The sequence below is a fragment of the Polynucleobacter sp. MG-5-Ahmo-C2 genome (assembly GCF_018687735.1).
Lineage (GTDB): Bacteria > Pseudomonadota > Gammaproteobacteria > Burkholderiales > Burkholderiaceae > Polynucleobacter.
The window spans coordinates 375,635-394,100 of the sequence record NZ_CP061304.1 but is presented as its reverse complement, the minus strand read 5'-3'; the positions used below and the strand labels follow the sequence as shown (position 1 = coordinate 394,100).

General features: G+C 47.0%; 18 protein-coding genes. 11 read left to right on the top strand and 7 right to left on the bottom strand.

Annotation, left to right across the window (positions count from 1 at the left end):
• Positions 1-72: 72 nt before the first annotated feature.
• Positions 73-648, bottom strand: a complete 576-nt coding sequence (locus C2740_RS02115; RefSeq protein ID WP_215293779.1) for a DUF177 domain-containing protein — start codon at positions 646-648, stop codon at positions 73-75.
• 41 nt (positions 649-689) lie between these two features.
• Here C2740_RS02115 and C2740_RS02110 point away from each other — a divergent pair, with 41 nt between their 5' ends.
• Both C2740_RS02110 and C2740_RS02105 read left to right on the top strand, forming a co-directional pair.
• Positions 690-1,301, top strand: a complete 612-nt coding sequence (locus C2740_RS02110) for a Maf family nucleotide pyrophosphatase (RefSeq protein WP_215293778.1) — start codon at positions 690-692, stop codon at positions 1,299-1,301.
• Positions 1,289-2,059 (top strand): SAM-dependent methyltransferase, encoded by a 771-nt coding sequence (locus C2740_RS02105; protein ID WP_215293777.1) that lies wholly within the window; start codon positions 1,289-1,291, stop codon positions 2,057-2,059. Before C2740_RS02110 ends, C2740_RS02105 begins: the two co-directional genes overlap by 13 nt.
• A 30-nt stretch (positions 2,060-2,089) precedes the next feature.
• Here C2740_RS02105 and sppA read toward each other — a convergent pair whose 3' ends face one another.
• From sppA to C2740_RS02090, 3 genes are read right to left on the bottom strand one after another with little or no spacing between them, the layout of a single operon-like run.
• The gene (gene sppA / locus C2740_RS02100) at positions 2,090-3,037 is read right to left on the bottom strand and encodes a signal peptide peptidase SppA (protein WP_215293776.1); all 948 of its coding nucleotides are present in this window, start codon (positions 3,035-3,037) and stop codon (positions 2,090-2,092) included.
• Positions 3,038-3,060: 23 nt separating this feature from the next.
• A complete protein-coding gene (locus tag C2740_RS02095) occupies positions 3,061-3,726 on the bottom strand; it encodes an HAD-IA family hydrolase (RefSeq protein ID WP_215293775.1) in 666 nt (221 codons plus the stop codon).
• Between the two features lie 3 nt (positions 3,727-3,729).
• Entirely contained in the window at positions 3,730-4,743 is a 1,014-nt protein-coding gene (locus C2740_RS02090; protein ID WP_215293774.1) for an RluA family pseudouridine synthase, read from the bottom strand.
• Positions 4,744-5,208: 465 nt separating this feature from the next.
• Between C2740_RS02090 and C2740_RS02085 the strand changes: the two genes are divergently transcribed.
• The 5 genes from C2740_RS02085 to C2740_RS02065 all read left to right on the top strand — a co-directional run bounded on the left by C2740_RS02085 (position 5,209) and on the right by C2740_RS02065 (position 11,281).
• On the top strand, positions 5,209-7,839 hold the full coding sequence (locus tag C2740_RS02085; RefSeq protein ID WP_215293773.1) for an Rne/Rng family ribonuclease: 2,631 nt from the start codon (positions 5,209-5,211) through the stop codon (positions 7,837-7,839).
• A gap of 93 nt (positions 7,840-7,932) precedes the next feature.
• On the top strand, positions 7,933-9,060 hold the full coding sequence (gene moaA, locus C2740_RS02080) for a GTP 3',8-cyclase MoaA (protein WP_215293772.1): 1,128 nt from the start codon (positions 7,933-7,935) through the stop codon (positions 9,058-9,060).
• Complete coding sequence (mobA, locus tag C2740_RS02075) at positions 9,060-9,665, top strand: molybdenum cofactor guanylyltransferase MobA (RefSeq protein WP_215293771.1); 606 nt, start codon at positions 9,060-9,062, stop codon at positions 9,663-9,665. Before moaA ends, mobA begins: the two co-directional genes overlap by 1 nt.
• A complete protein-coding gene (gene glp / locus C2740_RS02070) occupies positions 9,662-10,975 on the top strand; it encodes a gephyrin-like molybdotransferase Glp (protein WP_215293770.1) in 1,314 nt (437 codons plus the stop codon). Before mobA ends, glp begins: the two co-directional genes overlap by 4 nt.
• 12 nt (positions 10,976-10,987) lie before the next feature.
• Positions 10,988-11,281, top strand: a complete 294-nt coding sequence (locus C2740_RS02065; RefSeq protein WP_215293769.1) for a hypothetical protein — start codon at positions 10,988-10,990, stop codon at positions 11,279-11,281.
• 84 nt (positions 11,282-11,365) lie between these two features.
• On the opposite strand, the gene C2740_RS02060 is transcribed toward C2740_RS02065, so the two are convergent.
• Entirely contained in the window at positions 11,366-12,352 is a 987-nt protein-coding gene (locus C2740_RS02060; protein ID WP_215293768.1) for a D-glycerate dehydrogenase, read from the bottom strand.
• A gap of 222 nt (positions 12,353-12,574) precedes the next feature.
• Between C2740_RS02060 and C2740_RS02055 the strand changes: the two genes are divergently transcribed.
• From C2740_RS02055 to C2740_RS02045, 3 genes are all read left to right on the top strand, one after another.
• Positions 12,575-13,690 (top strand): TRAP transporter substrate-binding protein, encoded by a 1,116-nt coding sequence (locus tag C2740_RS02055; RefSeq protein ID WP_215293767.1) that lies wholly within the window; start codon positions 12,575-12,577, stop codon positions 13,688-13,690.
• A 102-nt stretch (positions 13,691-13,792) separates the two neighbouring features.
• Positions 13,793-14,461, top strand: coding sequence for a TRAP transporter small permease subunit (locus C2740_RS02050; RefSeq protein WP_215293766.1), 669 nt, complete (start codon positions 13,793-13,795; stop codon positions 14,459-14,461).
• A complete protein-coding gene (locus C2740_RS02045; protein WP_215293765.1) occupies positions 14,454-16,334 on the top strand; it encodes a TRAP transporter large permease subunit in 1,881 nt (626 codons plus the stop codon). The genes C2740_RS02050 and C2740_RS02045 overlap by 8 nt, the downstream gene beginning before the upstream one ends.
• Positions 16,335-16,405: 71 nt before the next feature.
• On the opposite strand, the gene C2740_RS02040 is transcribed toward C2740_RS02045, so the two are convergent.
• Positions 16,406-16,945, bottom strand: a complete 540-nt coding sequence (locus tag C2740_RS02040; protein WP_215293764.1) for a hypothetical protein — start codon at positions 16,943-16,945, stop codon at positions 16,406-16,408.
• A 99-nt stretch (positions 16,946-17,044) separates the two neighbouring features.
• Positions 17,045-17,959: a 2-dehydropantoate 2-reductase gene (locus C2740_RS02035; RefSeq protein WP_215293763.1), complete on the bottom strand. Its 915-nt coding sequence runs from the start codon at positions 17,957-17,959 to the stop codon at positions 17,045-17,047.
• A gap of 178 nt (positions 17,960-18,137) precedes the next feature.
• Between C2740_RS02035 and fdxA the strand changes: the two genes are divergently transcribed.
• Positions 18,138-18,461: a ferredoxin FdxA gene (gene fdxA / locus C2740_RS02030; protein ID WP_215293762.1), complete on the top strand. Its 324-nt coding sequence runs from the start codon at positions 18,138-18,140 to the stop codon at positions 18,459-18,461.
• Positions 18,462-18,466: the final 5 nt, after the last annotated feature.

The following is an 18,466-nucleotide window of genomic DNA, read 5'->3' as shown; positions in this document are numbered from 1 at the left end:
GAAAAGCGTCTAAATGCTTGATTTATCAATAGAGACTACTGAAAACAACAGGGGGGCGTAAAAGCCCATTTATCAGTTTTTCTTGATATTTTTCAATATGTTAAAGGGATTTTCAAGCTCATCAACCCCCTCATCACCCTCCTCCAGCCCAAAAACTGAGCTGTGGGGTTCACAAAAACCCTCTGGATGCTTTGGAATCAAGGGCAAAGATAGTAAAACCTCATCCTCAATTGTCTCCAAGAGGTTGAAATGCTGACTTGCCACTAAAGGGTCCTGCTCCTCGTCTTCCATGGGGTACTCATCAGCCTCAGCCTCCGATGCCAGGAGAACGAAGCGCCTTTTTTCATCCAAATCCAAGGCGCAGTCTTGCAAACAACGCTGGCAAATCAGGTGTAGACGGCCTTTTAAGGCTAATTCCAGGATTTGGCGGGGCTCACTACCCGGCGAATCTTCGAAGTGGGTCTTCATTTGCCATTCAAAGCCATCGCCGGGATTAATGCTTGAAGCCTCCTCAGCAAGCCTGGGCATATCAGAAATAGCCAAAAAACCAGCGCCCTGATAGGACTGAGGGGCACATAAATCGACCCTTTTTAAGGCATGAGGTTCGGCCGATAACTGGACTTGAGGTAAAACTTGATTACGATTCATGGCATCAGTCTAAATCAAGACATCCTCGAAAGTCAGCAGCAATGAGCAACTTAAGCAATCCACCCCTCATCTTGGCATCCACCTCGACATATCGCCGCGAGCTTTTAGAACGCTTGCGCATTCCTTTTAAAGTTGTTTCTCCTGAAGTCGATGAAACACCGCTCACTGGCGAGAGCACTCTCGAATTGGCATTACGTCTTGCAGCTGCAAAAGCAGCGGCGGTTGCTAAAGAGCATCCCAATGCATGGGTAATTGGCTCTGATCAAGTGGCCGATTTATGTGGCGCCGCAATTGGCAAGCCTGGTAATTTTGAAAGGGCCTTAGCCCAACTCCAAGTCATGCGCGGCCAGACAGTGACTTTTCATACAGCACTTTGTTTAATGAATGGCAATAACCAAACGACATTAAACGTGCCGACTGAAGTTACTTTTCGTAAACTCTCTGATGATGTTTTAGAAAGCTATCTACTTGCAGAAGAGCCTTATGACTGCGCTGGTAGCGCCAAGTCTGAAGGCCTTGGCATTAGCCTTCTCGATTCCATTAGGAGCGACGACCCGACCGCCCTCATTGGTTTGCCACTGATTGCTCTAACGGGTTTATTGCGTGATGCTGGATTTAGCATTCCAACGAAAAATGAATCATGGCAAAGCTAGGCACACTCTTTTTAGTCCCCAATACATTGGGCGATGATGCACGCACCGACCAATTGCCATGGGTGCTCCCCAGCGAAACACTTTTGCAAACTGCCAAACTAAAGCATTGGATTGTTGAGGATGCCAAAACAGCACGCGCCTTATTAAAAGCAGTCGATAGCATTTCTCCATTGGCTTGCACTATTCAAGAAATGCACATGAGCGAATGGCGAGGCGCAGCTCGTAACGCCAAGTATGGTGATGCTGTGAAGCCTGCAGATTTACTCAAACCACTAGTTGCCGGCAATGATATGGGCTTAATGTCTGAAGCCGGCGTGCCAGGTGTTGCCGATCCTGGTGCCGAGCTGGTCTTAGCGGCACACCAACTCGGAGCACAAGTGAAGCCATTAGTCGGTCCTAGCTCAATCTTGCTAGGATTAATGGCCAGCGGTCTCAATGGCCAGCGTTTTGCCTTTCAGGGATACCTGCCTCACGATACGCATGAGCGTAGTGCCAAACTCAAGCTGTTGGAGGCGGAGTCTCGCAAATTACAGCAAACTCAGATTTGGATTGAGACACCCTATCGCAATACAGCGATGCTCATGGCTTGCTTAAGTTCTTTAGCCCCACAATCTTTACTTTGCTTGGGCGTAGATCTCAGCCTCACAACAGAAATGATTGCAACACTATCGATTGCAGATTGGCGCAAACGCTACCCAAATGAAGCTGCATGCGCTTCACTACAAAATAGGCCAACAGTATTTCTACTATTGGCCTGATCTTGAGAGCTTTGTTTTGCTGATTTGTTTTTATTTCAAGTCTGGCGTCTTCACCAAAACCTTGCCAGCAGCTGCGCCAGCCTCTGCACCAAAACGTTTCGCCACACGCTCCGCAAAATTTTCTTTCATGGTGTAGTCCAAAATATCCGGGGCTTTAAAGATGTCGCGTGCCACCGACTCTACTGTGCCGTAACCATCTACTAAACCAATCTTGACGGCCTGCTCACCATTCCAGATGCGTCCAGAAAATAAATCTGGTGCGTCTTTTAAACGCGTGCCACGACCTTCTTTCACCACCGCAATAAATTGCTGATGAATCTCATCGATCATGGTTTTCACCATTTCCACTTGCTTAGGGTTTTCTTTGCTGAATGGATCAAGCATGCCTTTATTGGATCCAGAGGTAATCATGCGACGAGTAACGCCTAACTTATCCATCAAACCGGTAAAGCCAAAACCTTCCATGATCACGCCGATTGAACCAACCAAGCTGGCCTTATCCACCAAGATCTGATCACCAGCAACTGCAACATAGTAACCACCGGAGGCGCAGATATCTTCGACTACAACGTAAAAGGGTTTGTTGGGATAAAGCTTACGCAAACGATGAATCTCGTCATTAATCATCCCCGCTTGCACCGGTGAACCGCCAGGACTATTGATGCGCAGAACAACGCCAGCACTGTGCTCATTCTCAAAAGCAGAAACCAATGAAGAGTTAATGTCCAGAGCATTTGCCATGGAGCTTGATGAGATTTCACCTTCTAATGTAACCATAGCGGTGTGCTTTTCTACACCCATGCCGCGCCCTGGTAGATGAAAATCAAACACCGAAAGAATCACTCCAATCATTGCCACTAAAGTCAGTACGCGCAGCACAGCTTTCCAGCGACGGGCTTTACGACTCTCTTTCAAGTTCTCCAGGAGCAAATGCTCAAGAGCTTGACGTTCCCAGTTTGGGGTTGGATTATTTTCCATCTTAATTCCTTAGTATTGCGTATTTACAGATTATCTTGGAGCCATTGTGACAGTTGTGCCACATCATCTACATACGCCAATGATGGGGATGTTTTTAGGGTACCGAGAGGATGCGCGCCATACGTCACTGCCACCGCATCTACTCCAGCATTCGCTGCCATATCCAAATCATGTGTAGTGTCACCGATCATCAACATCCGACGGGTGGGCACTTGGGTTACATCGGATAACTCAAGCAACATCCCTGGGTGCGGCTTTGAAAAAGATTCGTCGGCAGTCCGTGTTTCATGAAAGAGATGAGCAATTTGGTGGTGTTTTAAAGAGCGATCCAAGCCTACCCTGGATTTACCGGTGGCCACACCCAATAGATATTGATCGGCTCGAAGTTTTTCCAAGAGCTGACGAATGCCCACGAATAAATCGAGCTCATGATCTTTTGCTAAATAGTGATACCGAAAACGATCCGTCAATTTTGGAAAGTGCACTGGCTCAATCCAAGGAACTGCTCTGCGTAATGAATCCTGAATTCCCAAACCAATGACTGAGCTCGCTAATGCATCATCGGGCTCTTTAAAACCCAAGTCACGACAGGCCTGCTGAATGCAATGCACGATGGTTGGCGTTGAATCCATAATGGTTCCATCCCAATCCCACACAATCAGGTCATAGCGGCGATTGGATTTATCCACTTGTTATGACTCTTCTGTTTGTTGAAAATTCTTCATCATCGCCGCAAACTCTGCTGGCAACGGGGATTCAATCCGCATCTTCTCGCCAGTACGCGGATGTGTAAACCCAGCTTGGTGAGCATGCAAATAAAGACGCTTCGATTTAATGAATTTATCTTGATCTTCAAAGCCGTACTTGTCATCACCCAAGATCGCATGACCGAGCTTCAATAAATGCACACGGATCTGATGGGTTCGGCCTGTTTTCAATTGAGCTTCGGCCAGGGTAATAGCAGCATCTTCACGTTTCATTACCTTAATAACGCGCAAAGCTGTATGACTTGGTAGTCCCTCGGGGTCTACTCGAACTCTGCGCTCACCATTGGCTAAAAGATATTTATGGAGCGGGTATTTGAGTTGCATCACTTGAGCACCCTGCTCAATTGCTCCATGGGCAAGCAAGTAGTAACGCTTATCCGTCTGACCTTCACGAATTTGGCGATGCAACTCCACTAAAGCACTGCGCTTTTTGGCAAGCAGCAATACGCCGGAGGTATCTCGGTCTAAACGGTGAACTAACTCCAGAAATTTCAATTCAGGGCGGGTGATGCGCAAAGTCTCAATCACCCCCAAAGCAATTCCAGATCCGCCATGCACTGCCAAACCGGGAGGCTTATCTACTATTAAGAGAGCCTCATCTTCAAACAGGATTGGCATTTTGTCTGAGTAACCGTGGGCCCGAGATTTAGTTTGAGCGCTATTGACTGCAGCCATTTGGGCGGGCTCAGCAATTCTGACGGGTGGCACTCGTACGATATCCCCTTCGACCAGGCGTGTAGTTGGTTCGGCCCGCTTCTTATTTACCCGCACTTCCCCCGAGCGAATAATCCGGTACACATGGCTTTTGGGGACCCCCTTGGCCCAGCGGAGCAAATAGTTATCCAAGCGCTGTCCAGCCTCCTCCGGACCGATAGTCTGTAGATGCACTGTCGCTGGGGCTGAAGCTACTTTTGGCTTAAATATAGGGTCGAATTTCATGATTTATCTCTCTTGCGACCTCGGTAGAGGATGACAAGGGACTCAACAATACCCCATTGTCATTCAACTTGTGCCGTATAATCAACGCTCTAGCCAATTTATTGGCTTGATCCCAACCTGAAGTCAGGTTTGAATCGTGGAGCTTGGAGTCGCCCTTTAAATGACTCCCGGGGTTGCCCCTCCCCCGTTGTAATGAGGCGCAGGGTTGGTGTGCCGTATGCCGCGACCCGCGATTAGAAGACAGTTTTTAGGCGCGCGCCTGCATTGATGACCTAAAGGAGGTCTCTGCGGCGATCGTCAAGTGTGGCACCGAATTGACCAACAGTTAACTTGGTGAACTAGGCAAAAAGCGCCTAGATTTGCATGATCCACACTTAAATACCGCCATCGGCTTAGTCCTTTGCGGCATCAAACTTGTCCCCCTAACGCAGCGCGCAACGACATCCTCCCCCATAGGAGAGTGTTATGAAACGCATGTTATTTAATGCAACTCAACAAGAAGAGTTGCGAGTTGCCATCGTTGATGGTCAAAAACTCATTGATATTGATATTGAAGCTGCCGGTCGCGAACAACGCAAAGGCAATATTTATAAAGGTGTGATTACCCGCATTGAGCCTTCGCTAGAGGCTTGTTTTGTCAACTATGGTGAAGAGCGTCATGGCTTTTTACCCTTCAAGGAAGTTGCCAGAACTTATTTCAAAGAGGGTATAGACGTTCGCAATGCCTCCATTAAAGATGCCTTGCGCGAAGGTCAAGAAATCATTGTTCAAGTAGAAAAAGAAGAGCGTGGCCAAAAAGGCGCCGCTTTAACTTCCTTTATCTCCTTGGCTGGCCGTTATTTGGTATTAATGCCAAATAACCCACGCGGAGGTGGCGTTTCTCGTCGCATTGAGGGTGAAGACCGTCAAGAACTGCGTGAAGCAATGGCTCAACTAGAAGTACCTGATGGCATGAGCATCATTGCTCGTACCGCTGGCATTGGTCGTGACGCTACAGAACTGCAATGGGACTTAAGTTACCTCATGCAGTTATGGAAAGCGATTGATGAGGCCGCTAAAGGCAATTCAGCACCCCTACTGATTTATCTCGAATCCAGCTTAGTGATCCGCGCAATCCGCGATTACTTCCAGCCCGATATCGGCGAGATCCTCATTGATACCGATGACATCTACGAACAAGCTGCTGCATTTATGTCAGTAGTGATGCCAGACAATTTGCCACGAGTAAAGCGCTATCAAGATGATGTGCCTTTGTTCTCTCGTTTCCAAATTGAACACCAGATTGAAACTGCCTACTCACGTACCGTGCCATTACCATCTGGTGGCGCCATTGTGATCGACCACACGGAAGCTCTGGTTTCTGTGGACGTGAACTCTGCACGTGCAACCCGTGGTTCGGATATTGAAGAAACCGCTACTCGCACCAACCTGGAAGCTGCCGATGAAATCGCTCGTCAAGCACGTTTACGTGACTTGGGTGGTTTGATCGTGATTGACTTCATTGATATGGAATCGAGCAAGGCTCAAAAAGATGTTGAGAATCGCCTCCGCGATGCCCTGCGTCATGATCGCGCCCGCGTACAAATGGGCAAAATCTCTAAGTTTGGCTTGATGGAAATGTCACGCCAACGCTTGCGCCCTGCCCTTTCTGAAGGTAGCCATGTAACCTGCCCGCGTTGTAACGGCACAGGCCACATCCGCGATACCGAATCTTCTGCATTGCAAGTTCTGCGCATCATCCAAGAAGAAGCAATGAAAGAGAACACGGCAGCGATTCATACTCAGGTGCCAGTCGAAGTGGCTGCATTCCTCTTGAATGAAAAGCGTGCTGAAGTGATCAAGATTGAGACTCGCTTCAAAGTAAACGTCTTAATGGTTCCGAACAAGCATTTAGAAACCCCACATTACAAGCTAGAGCGTTTACGTCATGATGATCCACGTCTGGATGATCAAAAAGCTAGCTATGTGATGGCTGAAGAAGCTGCTCGCGAACTCGAAACTGACACTACAGTAAGTCGCAAAGACGCTGATGTGAAAGCTCGTCCTGAAGCAGCCGTTAAGGGCATCACCCCAACACAACCTGCGCCGATCAGCCAACCACGTCCTGCACGTACCGAGCAAGTACAAGCTGAAAGCTCTGGTGGTTTATTTGGATTTATCAAGAAGCTATTCTCCTCCTCGCCTGCAGTAGAAGAAAAACCAGCCCCAAGCAATGCCCGTGGTCGCAATCAAGGGCGCAATGGCAACAGTAATGGTGGCGATCGCAATCGTGGTCGCAACCGTCGTGGCGAACGCAACGATCGCAATGGTGAGCGCGCAGAGCGTCCTACAGCGACTGCAGCCGAAGGCGCTTCTGAAAGCAATAACAACCGCAACGGCAACCGCAATAACCGTAACGGCAACCGTAACCAGAATGGTCCAAAGCCAGAGCGTCAAGCAAACCCAGCTGCAGTAACTCCTGCCACAGAAGCTACACCAGGTTCAGAAGCAGCACCGAGCACTGATGGTGAAGAGCGTCGTGGCCGTGGTCGTAATCGTCGTGGCCGTGGTCGTAACAGAAATGATCGTGGCGAGCGCGCAGAAAATGGTGATGCAAGTACTTTAGAAGTGGCAACTTCATCAGTGATTCCGTTTTCTGGTCCTCCAGTCGGCATGGCTGGTGCATCCGCATCTATGCCGATGCAGAATCTTTCTAATAGCTTTGGTAATGCAAAACCTGCTGCTGAAAAACAAGAAAGGGCCGAAAGAGCACCACGCCCTCCTCGTCAATCAAATCGTTCGGCGCAAGCTACTCTGAGCACCCCTCCTGTAACCCCAGTTGCAGTAGCAGCAGTTTCTACTGTTGAAGTTATTGCCAAGCCTGCGCCGGAGCTTCCTAAGGTTGCCTTTCAGGCGCTTGAAGAAACTCCATTGCACAGCGTGGTGGAATCTGCTGGCATGATCTGGGTCGCTACTGATGCCTCGAAACATGCAGAAGCACAAAGCCAGATTCAGCCTGAGGCAAGTAGCTTAGGTAGGGCGCCAAAACCTGCAGCAAGTCTGCCAGAAGGTCCAATGGTTCTAGTTGAAACCGGCGGACAAGAAAAAACGGTTTAACGCGTACTCCAGTTTTTCTCCAGACCGTCATTTATCCCATAAGGATATTTGGCGGTTTGGCAGAAACACCGTTTCACGGCCATAATTGTGCATATGGTTGAAAAAGTCATCCCCAAAGTGATCCCCATCCGTATCGATGAAGGCAAAGGTCTCGACCCGTCTATTGGGGCGCAACTCATTACGCCTCACGGCAATACCCAAGATACTCGTGGACGCATTTTGCGTGACTTACGTATTTCAGTCACCGATCGCTGTAACTTCCGCTGCACCTATTGCATGCCCAAGGAAGTCTTTGATCAGAGCTACCCCTACCTATCTCACAAAGAACTATTGAGCTTTGAGGAGATTGCTCGCCTAACTTCAATCTTTTCCACCTTGGGTGTCGAGAAGATTCGCTTAACTGGTGGCGAACCATTACTGCGCAAGAACTTAGAACTACTGATAGAAATGTTGGCGGAGGTGCGCACGCCAGAAGGAAGACCACTCGATCTCACTCTAACTACAAATGGCAGCATCCTTCGCAAAAAAGCTGCTGCATTAAAGGCTGCCGGTTTACAAAGACTGACGATTAGCTTAGATGGTCTTGATGATGCCACCTTTAGAAAAATGAATGATGTGGACTTCCCGGTATCAGATGTTTTAGATGGCATTGCTGCCGCTAAGGAAGTTGGCTTTGGGAATATCAAAGTGAATATGGTAGTTAAAAAAGGTACGAATGATCACGAGATCGTATCTATGGCAAAACACTTTAAAGGCAGTGGCGTCATTCTGCGCTTTATCGAATTTATGGATGTAGGCAGTTCAAATGGTTGGAATATGGCAGAGGTACTGCCGTCTAAAGAAGTTATTGCCAGCATCAATGAAGTCTATCCCTTAGAGGCAATTGAAGCCAATTACACCGGTGAGGTTGCCCAGCGCTGGCGCTATGTCGATGGCTCGGGTGAAGTCGGTGTGATCTCCAGCGTTACCCAAACCTTCTGCCATGAATGCACTCGTGCTCGCATCTCCACAGATGGCCAGATGTATCTCTGCCTCTTTGCAAATGAAGGGTTTGATTTCAAGACTCTATTGCGCTCAGGAAAAAGCGATCTAGAGATTGCAAATGCGATTATGAATACTTGGGCAACACGCGATGATCATTACTCTGAGATTCGTGGTTCGAATACCATCAATCAATCGACCAGCAATCGCAAGGTCGAAATGTCTTATATCGGCGGCTAATGATTTCCCCTGAGCAAATTACTGGTCTCATCTTAGCTGGTGGTCGTGCCCAACGCATGGGGGGCGTTGATAAGGGGTTAATTTCTTTTCACAATAAACCCCTGATTGAATCGACCATTGCACAACTCAAGAACCAGGTTGGTCCAATCCTCATTAATGCCAATCGCAACATTACAAAATACGCTGGCTATGGTCACCCCGTCATCATGGATGAAACTCCAGATTTTTCAGGGCCATTGGCAGGGTTCTCTGCAGGCCTCAAAGTCTGCAAAACTACCTACCTACTGACCACCCCTTGTGATTCACCTTTATTGCCAATAGATCTAGGCACAAAACTAGCTGCCGAAATGAACCGCGGTGACTTTCAGCTGGTATATGCCTCTAGTAGTGAGTCGGATGGCAAGGTTTGGGCGCAACCCGTTTTTTGTTTAATGCGTAGTAATCTTCAAGAGTCACTGAAAACTTTTCTACAAAAGGGTGATCTCAAAATCGATCGATGGTTTAAAGAAATTCGCAGTAGTACTGTGGTGTTTAATGATGCGCAAGCGTTTGCCAACGTCAATACTCCTGAAGAATTAAAAGCATTAGAAGAGGCCTCTGTATGAAGCACTCACCCAATAGCCCAATTCTACTCACTTCATCGCTGCACGTGGATGAAGCTCGTAAAGCCATTTCTCAGTTAGTTAAGGAACTCATTGAAGAGTCTAGGGCGCTTCATGATCCGAAAGATATCGAAACAGTTTCTCTAGATCAAGCCATCAACCGCATTCTTGCTCAAGACTTACTTTCGCCAATTGATGTTCCTGCGGCCGATAACTCTGCAATGGATGGTTATGCCTTCAATGGCAAATGCCTTGGTACAGGCGATAACAATATCTCTCTGGAAATAGTAGGCACTGCTTTTGCAGGTAAGCCTTATAAAGGTAAGATCAATCAGGGTGAGTGCTTAAAGATCATGACTGGTGCTGTGATGCCGGCTGACTGCGACACAGTCATTCCGCAGGAATTAACCATTACACAAACTGAAACACAGATTGAGTTTAAGCAGAATCTATTAAAGCCTGGCGAGAATCGTCGCTTGCGTGGTGAGGATTTAAAACAAAGCAAACCTGCGATTCAGGCCGGTCGTTTATTGCGCCCCTCTGATTTAGGTTTAGCTGCATCATTGGGAATCTCCACGCTTCAAGTAAAGCGCAAACTGAAGGTAGCAATTCTGTCCTCCGGCGACGAGCTGCGATCACTAGAACAAACATTAGATGCTGGCAGCATCTATGACAGCAATCGCTATAGCCTCACTGGTTTACTCAATCGCCTCAATCTCGAAATCATTGACTGCGGTATCGTGCGTGATGATCCCACAGCACTTAAGCAAGCATTTATTGATGCAGCCACAAAGTCGGATGTCTTAATTTCCTCTGGGGGAGTTTCTGTTGGAGAAGCTGACTTCACCAAGCAGATCATGCAAGAGTTAGGTGATGTTGGCTTTTGGAAAATTGCGATGCGTCCTGGACGCCCGATGGCCTTTGGCATCCTCAAAGCTACTGCAGGAGCCTCTGAACGCAAAACATTGTTCTTTGGCTTACCCGGCAACCCAGTAGCCGTAATGGTGACTTTCTACCAATTTGTTCGAGCTGCACTCCTGCAACTGAACGGCTCTAACCAGACTGAGCCCCCAATGACTCAAGCGATTTCTGAGGCCCCCATTCGAAAGAAACCTGGTCGTACAGAGTTTCAACGCGCCATCTTGGGGCGTAATGCTGAAGGACGTCCGACTGTGAGACTCACCGGCAGCCAAGGTGCTGGGATTTTGCGCTCAATGAGCGAAGCAAATTGCTTTGTCATCCTCGCTCACGACCAAGGAAATATTGCTGCTGGTGACTGGGTAGATGTGGCGCTTTTTGAAGGACTGCTTTAAGATTGCATCATTATGAAACTTAGCAAAAAAGAACTCGTCTTCCTAGACCCAATGCACACCGCCAAAACACTTGTTTTGGTTTATTTATGTTTTTCTGTTCCGATCGTCTTGTTGGCCTTATTTGTTGCCTTTGTTCGTGACGGCGCCATTCCAGGATTTACCGTGCTGTCTGCCCTCATTCTGAATGCCCTCCTTGGCTTTGGTTTACTGTGGATTGCTTGCAAGGTGTATAACTGGGTCGCTGGCAAATTTGGTGGAATTGAACTAGCCTTACGCGAGCTGCCTGAAGAGATTGAAGCTGAGTAATTCGCAAGACATCAATAAAACCTAAGAAGATATAAAACAATAAAGCCGAGCATTGCTCGGCTTTATTGTTTCTTGCAATCAGCTTTAGCCTTTAAATACTTCTGTATTAATCAAGCTTGGCGGCTTCTTACCGGCAATTGCAGCACGTAAATTTTCTACTGCTAAATCAATCATTGCTCTACGAGTCTTTTCGGTTGCGCTAGCAATATGCGGAGCCAACACCACATTACTGAGTTTCAGTAATTCAGGATTGACTTTGGGCTCACCCTCAAATACATCTAAGCCTGCAGCAAAAATCTTTTTCTCTTTAAGTGCTTGCGCCAAAGCAGCATCATCCACAATGCCACCACGGGCAATATTTACCAGGGTCGCAGTAGGCTTCATGAGCGCAATTTCTTTGGCGCCAATAGTGTGATGATTTTCTGCTGTGTATGGCAATACCAAGACTACGTGATCAGCGGTGCGAAGTAATTCTTCTTTAGAGACATACTTTGCGCCGCAAGCTTTTTCATCAGCCTCAGGCAGACGACTGCGATTGTGATAAATCACATTCATTCCAAAGCCCAGGGCACGCTTTGCAATGCCTTGCCCAATACGGCCCATACCAATAATGCCCAAAGTACTGTGATGTAAATCCATGCCCAATGGGTTTGTCACAATGGACCATTTATCCCAGTGACCTTCTCTAATCCAGCGCTCAGACTCGGTAATGCGCCTTGCCGTGGCCATTAATAATGCGAAGCCAAAATCAGCTGTGGTATCTGTCAATACATCTGGCGTATTGCTCGCCATAACACCGGCTGCAGTGATTGAAGGCACATCGAAATTGTTGTAGCCCACTGAAATATTCGCTACGATTTTTAAGTTCTTGGCATTAGCCAAAGCAGTTGCGTCAATACGTTCGCTACCAGTGACCAATGCACCTGCCACGCCTGACAACTCCTTTTGTAATTCCTCGGGGGTAAAGACTTGATCAGCCTGATTAGAGCGGACCTCAAACGACTCCTCTAATTTGGCAAGCAGATCAGGGAATATTGCTCTAGCCACTAAAACTTTCGGTTTATTACTCATATCTGTCCTTGTGTTTATCTAATCACCTGCTCTTTGGCAATCCCGTATATTAAATTGATCTTGAAAATAATGAGGGCAATATATTGATGCAATGCACAATAAAAATACGCCCTGATCGAGGGGAAACCCTCAATCCCATTTGCCCCATTTTGGAATAACCTCTAGAAAGGATTTATTTCATCCAGTAGTGAACTTATAAAAAAACGATCATAGGAGATTTAGATGTCTGAGACCAAGAACACCAGCCCACGCCGTAAGTTTCTAAAGAATGCTGCTGCTGGCACTGCCGGCGCCGCTGCAATGGGCTTCCCAATGATTTCAAATGCGCAAACGATTAATTTGCGCTTCCAATCAACATGGCCAGCTAAAGATATTTTCCATGAGTACGCCAATGACTACGCAACAAAAGTAAATGCGATGTCTGGTGGTCGACTCAAGATTGAAGTGCTACCAGCTGGATCAGTTGTAAAAGCCTTTGATATGTTAGACGCTGTATCTAGCGGAACATTGGATGGCGGCCATGGCGTTTTAGCTTATTGGTACGGCAAGAGCCCTGCACTAGCGCTCTGGGGATCAGGTCCTGCTTTTGGTATGGATGCGAATACCCTTCTATCTTGGAACCAATATGGCGGTGGTCAACAGCTATTGAATGAGATATACAGCGATCTTAAGCTTGACGTGGTTTCATTCCCTTATGGCCCAATGCCAACACAGCCACTGGGCTGGTTTAAAAAACCAATCGCTAAAGTCGATGACTTGAAGGGCTTAAAGTACCGTACGGTTGGTCTCTCTATTGAGATCTTCACAGACATGGGCGCATCAGTTCAAGCATTGCCTGGTGGCGAAATCATCCCAGCAATGGACCGTGGCGTTCTAGATGCTGCTGAGTTTAATAATGCAACTTCAGACCGCATCTTGGGCTTCCCAGACGTATCCAAAGTCAACATGCTCCAAAGCTTCCATCAACCTTCAGAGCAATTTGAAATTATCTTCAACAAGAAGAAGTTCAACTCCTTGCCAGCAGACCTCCAAGCCATTCTTTCATACGGAACCCAGGCAGCATCTGCAGATATGTCATGGAAAGCAATTGATCGCTACTCTAAGGACTTTGCTGAGCTCCAAACAAAAGACAAGGTTAAGTTCTACGCCACTCCAAAATCTATCTTGGTAGCCCAATTAAATGCTTGGGACAAGATTATTGCGAAGAAGGCTTCTGAGCTCCCAATGTTTAAGAAAGTGCTTGATTCACAAAAGGCCTTTGCCCAACGTGCAGTTCGCTGGGACTTGCTAGTCAATGTTGACATGAAGATCGCTTACGACCATTACTTTAAAGGCTAAGCAGCTTCTTTAGTGATGGCTTGCATCATGACCGGACGGTAACCCCGTCCGGTTTTTCATAGTTAGATTGAGAAATACATAGTTGTTTTAGGAGAGTAGTTCATGGATAAATTCATGCTGAGAGTAGATGAAATCAGCACCTTCGTTGGCAAGGCTGCTGCTTGGCTTGTTGTTCTATTGATGCTGATGGTCTTTACAGATGTCGTGAGACGCTATGCATTTAATTCCCCATCGGCCTGGATTGGTGAGTTATCTGTGATGGCATATGGCACCCTGTTTATGATGTGTGGTGCATATACTTTGGCGCAAAACGGTCACGTTCGCGGTGACTTCCTTTATGGATCAATGAAGCCGCGCACACAGGCAACCCTGGATTTAATTTTGTACATCACCTTTTTCTTACCAGGAATCGCTGCTTTGGTTTATGCCGGCTATACCTATGCCGGAGAATCTTGGCGTATTGGTGAACACACCACCCAGATTGCTAATGGACCGCCGCTATATCCCTTCAAAACCATTATTCCAATTGCAGGAGCATTTGTGCTGTTGCAGGGTTTTGTAGAAATCTTGCGTTGCATTGTTTGCCTCAAAACAGGTGAATGGCCTGAACGCTTAAAAGATGCCGAAGAAATCGATGTAATTGAACAGCAATTAGCTTCCTCAGTTCACGTCGATGATGAAGCTCGTCAACTCGCCATCAAAAATGCCAAAACAATCGATGAAGCAGCGCATCATCGTATTGGCCAAACTAAAGAGATAAATCATGAGTGATCCAATTCTTGGCTTAGCCATGCTCGGCTTGATTATTGTTGTAATCATGCTGGGCTTCCCAACAGCCTTTACCCTCATGGGTTTAGGCATGATGTTTGGTTTTGCAGCCTTCTACGATCCATCGCAAAGCTGGGCTGCAAATAAAGTCTTTACCCTCATGGTGCAAAGAACTTTTGGCGGTATGACGAACGATGTCCTGCTATCAATTCCCCTCTTCGTATTAATGGGGTATGTGATGGAACGAGGGGCGCTAGTAGATAAGATGTTCTATAGCATCCAACTGGCTTTCCGTCGTGTACCAGCTTCCTTAGCGGTAGCTACTCTGATTGTTTGTACCTTCTGGGGTATTGCAAGCGGCCTCGTTGGCGCTGTAGTTGTGCTCATGGGCGTGATTGCCATGAAGCCGATGCTTAACGCAGGCTACGACACACGCCTTGCTGCTGGTGTCATTACTGCTGGTGGCACCCTGGGTATTTTGATTCCACCTTCAGTCATGATCATTGTGTACGCAGCTGTTGCAGGCCAATCAGTAGTGAAGCTTTATGCCGCTGCGATGGTGCCAGGATTCTTTCTCGCATTCTTGTATTTGGTCTACATCATTGGCTGGGCTTTAATTAATCCTAAGGTTGCGCCAAAGCTTCCAGCCGACCAATTGATCGTGCCAGTTCCTGCATCGATTCGCTTTTTAGGAGAGCACTATTCAAAGAATATGTTGCTAGCCTCATTCAAGGCTTTGTTCGCTCCATCCAAATTACTGAAGGCACCAACTGAAGCAAGACTCTCTTTCAAGAATATTGTTAAGAATGTATTGGCAGCATTAACCCCATTTATTTTGGTTGCAGTCACTATGTGGGGTGCGTGGTGGTATGTCATGATTCATCAGCAATCTGAAAAAGACGCACAGAATGTTCCAGTAGCCGCCCAAGTTGCTAAACCAACGGCAACTAGCACTGCTGCGCCAGCAGATGATGCACTCGTAGCGATTGACGCCACATCGAACAATAACAAGTCTAAAGAAGTTGAAGAAGATGCGCCTTTGGTTGCCCTCGATGCTGCGTCTGGAGATGACCCAATTGAAGCTGGGGCTGTTGCAGAAGCTGATAATGGGCCGCCAGAAAACTTCGAGTTGTATTTTGGCTTGACTTGCGTACTCTTCGGCCTGCTATTGGTTTACTACTACCTCAAACTAGATGAGGAGCAGTTTGAAATTCTCAAACTATTAATTGAGTCGGTGATGCCTTTGGGTGTTCTCACTATCTTAGTGCTAGCTGTGATCCTCCTGGGCATCACTACTGCTACTGAGTCTGCAGCAGTGGGCGCACTGGGCGCTTTTATTCTGGCACTTCAAGCTGGAACCTTAGACTTTGAGCGCACCAAGCAGGCGGTGTTCTTGACTGCAAAAACAACCTCAATGGTGTGCTGGTTGTTTGTGGGCTCAGCGCTCTTCTCGGCTGTGTTTACTATTTTGGGCGGTCAATCGATCATCGAAAAATGGGTGCTAATGCTAGACCTAACACCAATTCAGTTCATGCTGCTCTCTCAAGCGATCATCTTCTTCCTAGGATGGCCTTTAGAGTGGACTGAAATTATTGTTATTTTCGTCCCAATCTTCCTGCCTATTTTGGCTCACTTCAATATCGACCCACTCTTGTGGGGCACCTTGGTGTTTGTCAATCTGCAAGCGGCATTCTTGTCACCACCAGTTGCAATGTCTGCCTTCTATCTTAAGGGCGTATCACCACCAGGCGTCACGCTCAACCAGATTTTTGCAGGCATGATGCCTTACATGTTCATCGTGATCGCTTGTATGGTTTTCATGTATATCTGGCCAGGTATGACATTGTGGCTACCAAGATTCCTCTACGGAGGTTAATTTAGGTAACTCTAGTAAAAGAAAAAGCGCTCTCAACGGAGCGCTTTTTTTATACCTACCAATGAGATGAACTAAGCAGCCTGCTGCAGTAGCTCGCTATTTGTTTTCCCCAAGGCAACGGTAAATAAACCTTGCCAGTAGTTGAATGCCGCCAACTCATCTTCATCTAACTCCATCTCAATAAAGGCTGGATGACGAATCAAGGAAAGCCAGATACGGCAAAACATCTTGTCCTCAAGGCCAGAGGGCTTACTCACAAAAGGAATTTCTTCAAGGTTAGGAATCATCTCGTAAACACCCTCTTTGTCATCCATTTCCTGCTTATCACGGCTCAAGCGCATCATTTCGAGCATGACTCTACCCAATTGATCGTAATGTCCCTGCCAGCAAATTGGGGTGGCTGCGATCTCATTAGTCATCTCTAAATACTTGCGGGCGAATTCACTCCATGCATGCGCTAAATCAAATTCTGTCTTGACCTTCGCGTTTTGTAAACTGGTAGGCAAGTTGGTGGATTTCATTAACTCAAGATTTCGATCGCCCCCAAAGGTGTAATCAATAATCAATAATGGTTTCGCTGTTTTATCGATCTGCAGCCGATACTCTTCCATGGTCCACTCTTTCGTAGTTGGGTTTATTGCTTTCAATTCTTAAAGTGTAATCAATTGGGATTTGACTTTAGAAAAGGAATGCCCTAGGGAAAGCCCTTGTTAAGCGCTATTTTTACTCTCTACCGCCATATGGGTATAGGCGATTTGTAGCAACGGGCAATCGATCGACCCAGGGCTTGCAAAGCCAATCAAATCGCCCAAGATATGCTGATGCTCATTCCTTTTGCCTGCGAGCAAGTCCCTCAGCATTGAGGCGGTAAAGGGCGACCCTTCCTTGGTAAGAATTTCTTGAGAACTTACTTGGGTGCTCTGCGCTATTGCATACCCACAGCTTGCAGCGATAGCGCAGCATTCAGCAAACATGCGCTTACTGAGGTCTTTTCCATAAGGTGTAGCTGCAATCTCTCCAATCGAGCCGCGGCAGATTGTGGTCATACCTGCCAAGGTTGCCAAGAATACCCATTTATCCCACAGTGCTTGCTCGATATTGTCTTTATAAAAGGCATCGAAATCCGTCTTTTTACACAAGGTAAAAAGTTCCTGGCTCAACGCCTCCTGCCCTGGAGTGCGTGGACCCACCGTCAATGTACCCAATTCGGTTAGCTGCTTTACAGAGCCTGACTCGGAGATGGTTGCCGCAATATGCGCCACGCCACCCATCACACGCTCTTTGCCAAATTGACGATCTAAGGTATTGAGGTGGGTGAGCCCATTTAAAAATGGAAGAATGATGCCTTTTGAGCTTGCTTTGGCAATAGATTTTAGTGAGTCATCTAAATCAAAGGCTTTGCACGTCAGAATGATCAGGTCATACACGGGCTCCAGCTGATCAGCCAAGAGTGTCTTTGGGTGGATTGTGAAGTTACCTTTAGGGGTCTCCACTGTCAGACCTTGGTCTTGAATAAGCTGTTGGCGCTTCTCACGCAACAGATAGGTAATATCAGCCCCAGCCTGATGAAGTTTGGCCCCAAAGAAGCCCCCAATGCCACCCGCCCCAACAATCAGTATTTTCATAGTAGATGCTCTTTTTCCTTCATTTATAACCATGAGGATAGCTCTCATTTTACAAAGTCACCAAAAGGGTCTTTAAGCTTGGAAATCAGGCGCTTACCTGAAAAATTGGCTATTTCGGCTAAAATTGAGCTTTTATAACTTAGCAGACCCAGTTTTGGGGCTCTTTAGATTAAACACCATGACTTACGTTGTTACCGAATCCTGCATCCGCTGCAAATACACAGACTGCGTTGATGTTTGCCCAGTTGACTGCTTTCGTGAAGGTCCTAATTTTTTAGTGATCGATCCAGATGAGTGCATCGACTGCGCTGTCTGCGTTCCTGAGTGCCCTGTTAATGCGATTTATGCAGAAGATGATGTCCCCGGTGATCAACAGGCATTCATCAAACTGAATGCTGATCTATCTCCCTCTTGGACTTCTATTACGAAATCTAAAGCCGCCCTTCCTGATGCGGATGAGTGGAAAGACGTTAAAAATAAACTCGAGCAGTTGGTAAAGTAATTTCC

Bases quoted from the DNA above. Each gene is read 5' to 3' on its own strand.
- C2740_RS02110 (WP_215293778.1), top strand. From the start codon at position 690: ATGAGCAACTTAAGCAATCCACCCCTCATCTTGGCATCCACCTCGACA.
- C2740_RS02040 (WP_215293764.1), bottom strand. From the start codon at position 16,945: ATGGAAGAGTATCGGCTGCAGATCGATAAAACAGCGAAACCATTATTG.
- C2740_RS02045 (WP_215293765.1), top strand. From the start codon at position 14,454: ATGAGTGATCCAATTCTTGGCTTAGCCATGCTCGGCTTGATTATTGTT.
- C2740_RS02060 (WP_215293768.1), bottom strand. From the start codon at position 12,352: ATGAGTAATAAACCGAAAGTTTTAGTGGCTAGAGCAATATTCCCTGAT.
- glp (WP_215293770.1), top strand. From the start codon at position 9,662: ATGAAGCACTCACCCAATAGCCCAATTCTACTCACTTCATCGCTGCAC.
- sppA (WP_215293776.1), bottom strand. From the start codon at position 3,037: ATGGAAAATAATCCAACCCCAAACTGGGAACGTCAAGCTCTTGAGCAT.
- C2740_RS02055 (WP_215293767.1), top strand. From the start codon at position 12,575: ATGTCTGAGACCAAGAACACCAGCCCACGCCGTAAGTTTCTAAAGAAT.
- C2740_RS02115 (WP_215293779.1), bottom strand. From the start codon at position 648: ATGAATCGTAATCAAGTTTTACCTCAAGTCCAGTTATCGGCCGAACCT.
- mobA (WP_215293771.1), top strand. From the start codon at position 9,060: ATGATTTCCCCTGAGCAAATTACTGGTCTCATCTTAGCTGGTGGTCGT.
- C2740_RS02035 (WP_215293763.1), bottom strand. From the start codon at position 17,959: ATGAAAATACTGATTGTTGGGGCGGGTGGCATTGGGGGCTTCTTTGGG.
- moaA (WP_215293772.1), top strand. From the start codon at position 7,933: ATGGTTGAAAAAGTCATCCCCAAAGTGATCCCCATCCGTATCGATGAA.
- C2740_RS02085 (WP_215293773.1), top strand. From the start codon at position 5,209: ATGAAACGCATGTTATTTAATGCAACTCAACAAGAAGAGTTGCGAGTT.
- C2740_RS02065 (WP_215293769.1), top strand. From the start codon at position 10,988: ATGAAACTTAGCAAAAAAGAACTCGTCTTCCTAGACCCAATGCACACC.
- C2740_RS02090 (WP_215293774.1), bottom strand. From the start codon at position 4,743: ATGAAATTCGACCCTATATTTAAGCCAAAAGTAGCTTCAGCCCCAGCG.
- fdxA (WP_215293762.1), top strand. From the start codon at position 18,138: ATGACTTACGTTGTTACCGAATCCTGCATCCGCTGCAAATACACAGAC.
- C2740_RS02050 (WP_215293766.1), top strand. From the start codon at position 13,793: ATGGATAAATTCATGCTGAGAGTAGATGAAATCAGCACCTTCGTTGGC.
- C2740_RS02105 (WP_215293777.1), top strand. From the start codon at position 1,289: ATGGCAAAGCTAGGCACACTCTTTTTAGTCCCCAATACATTGGGCGAT.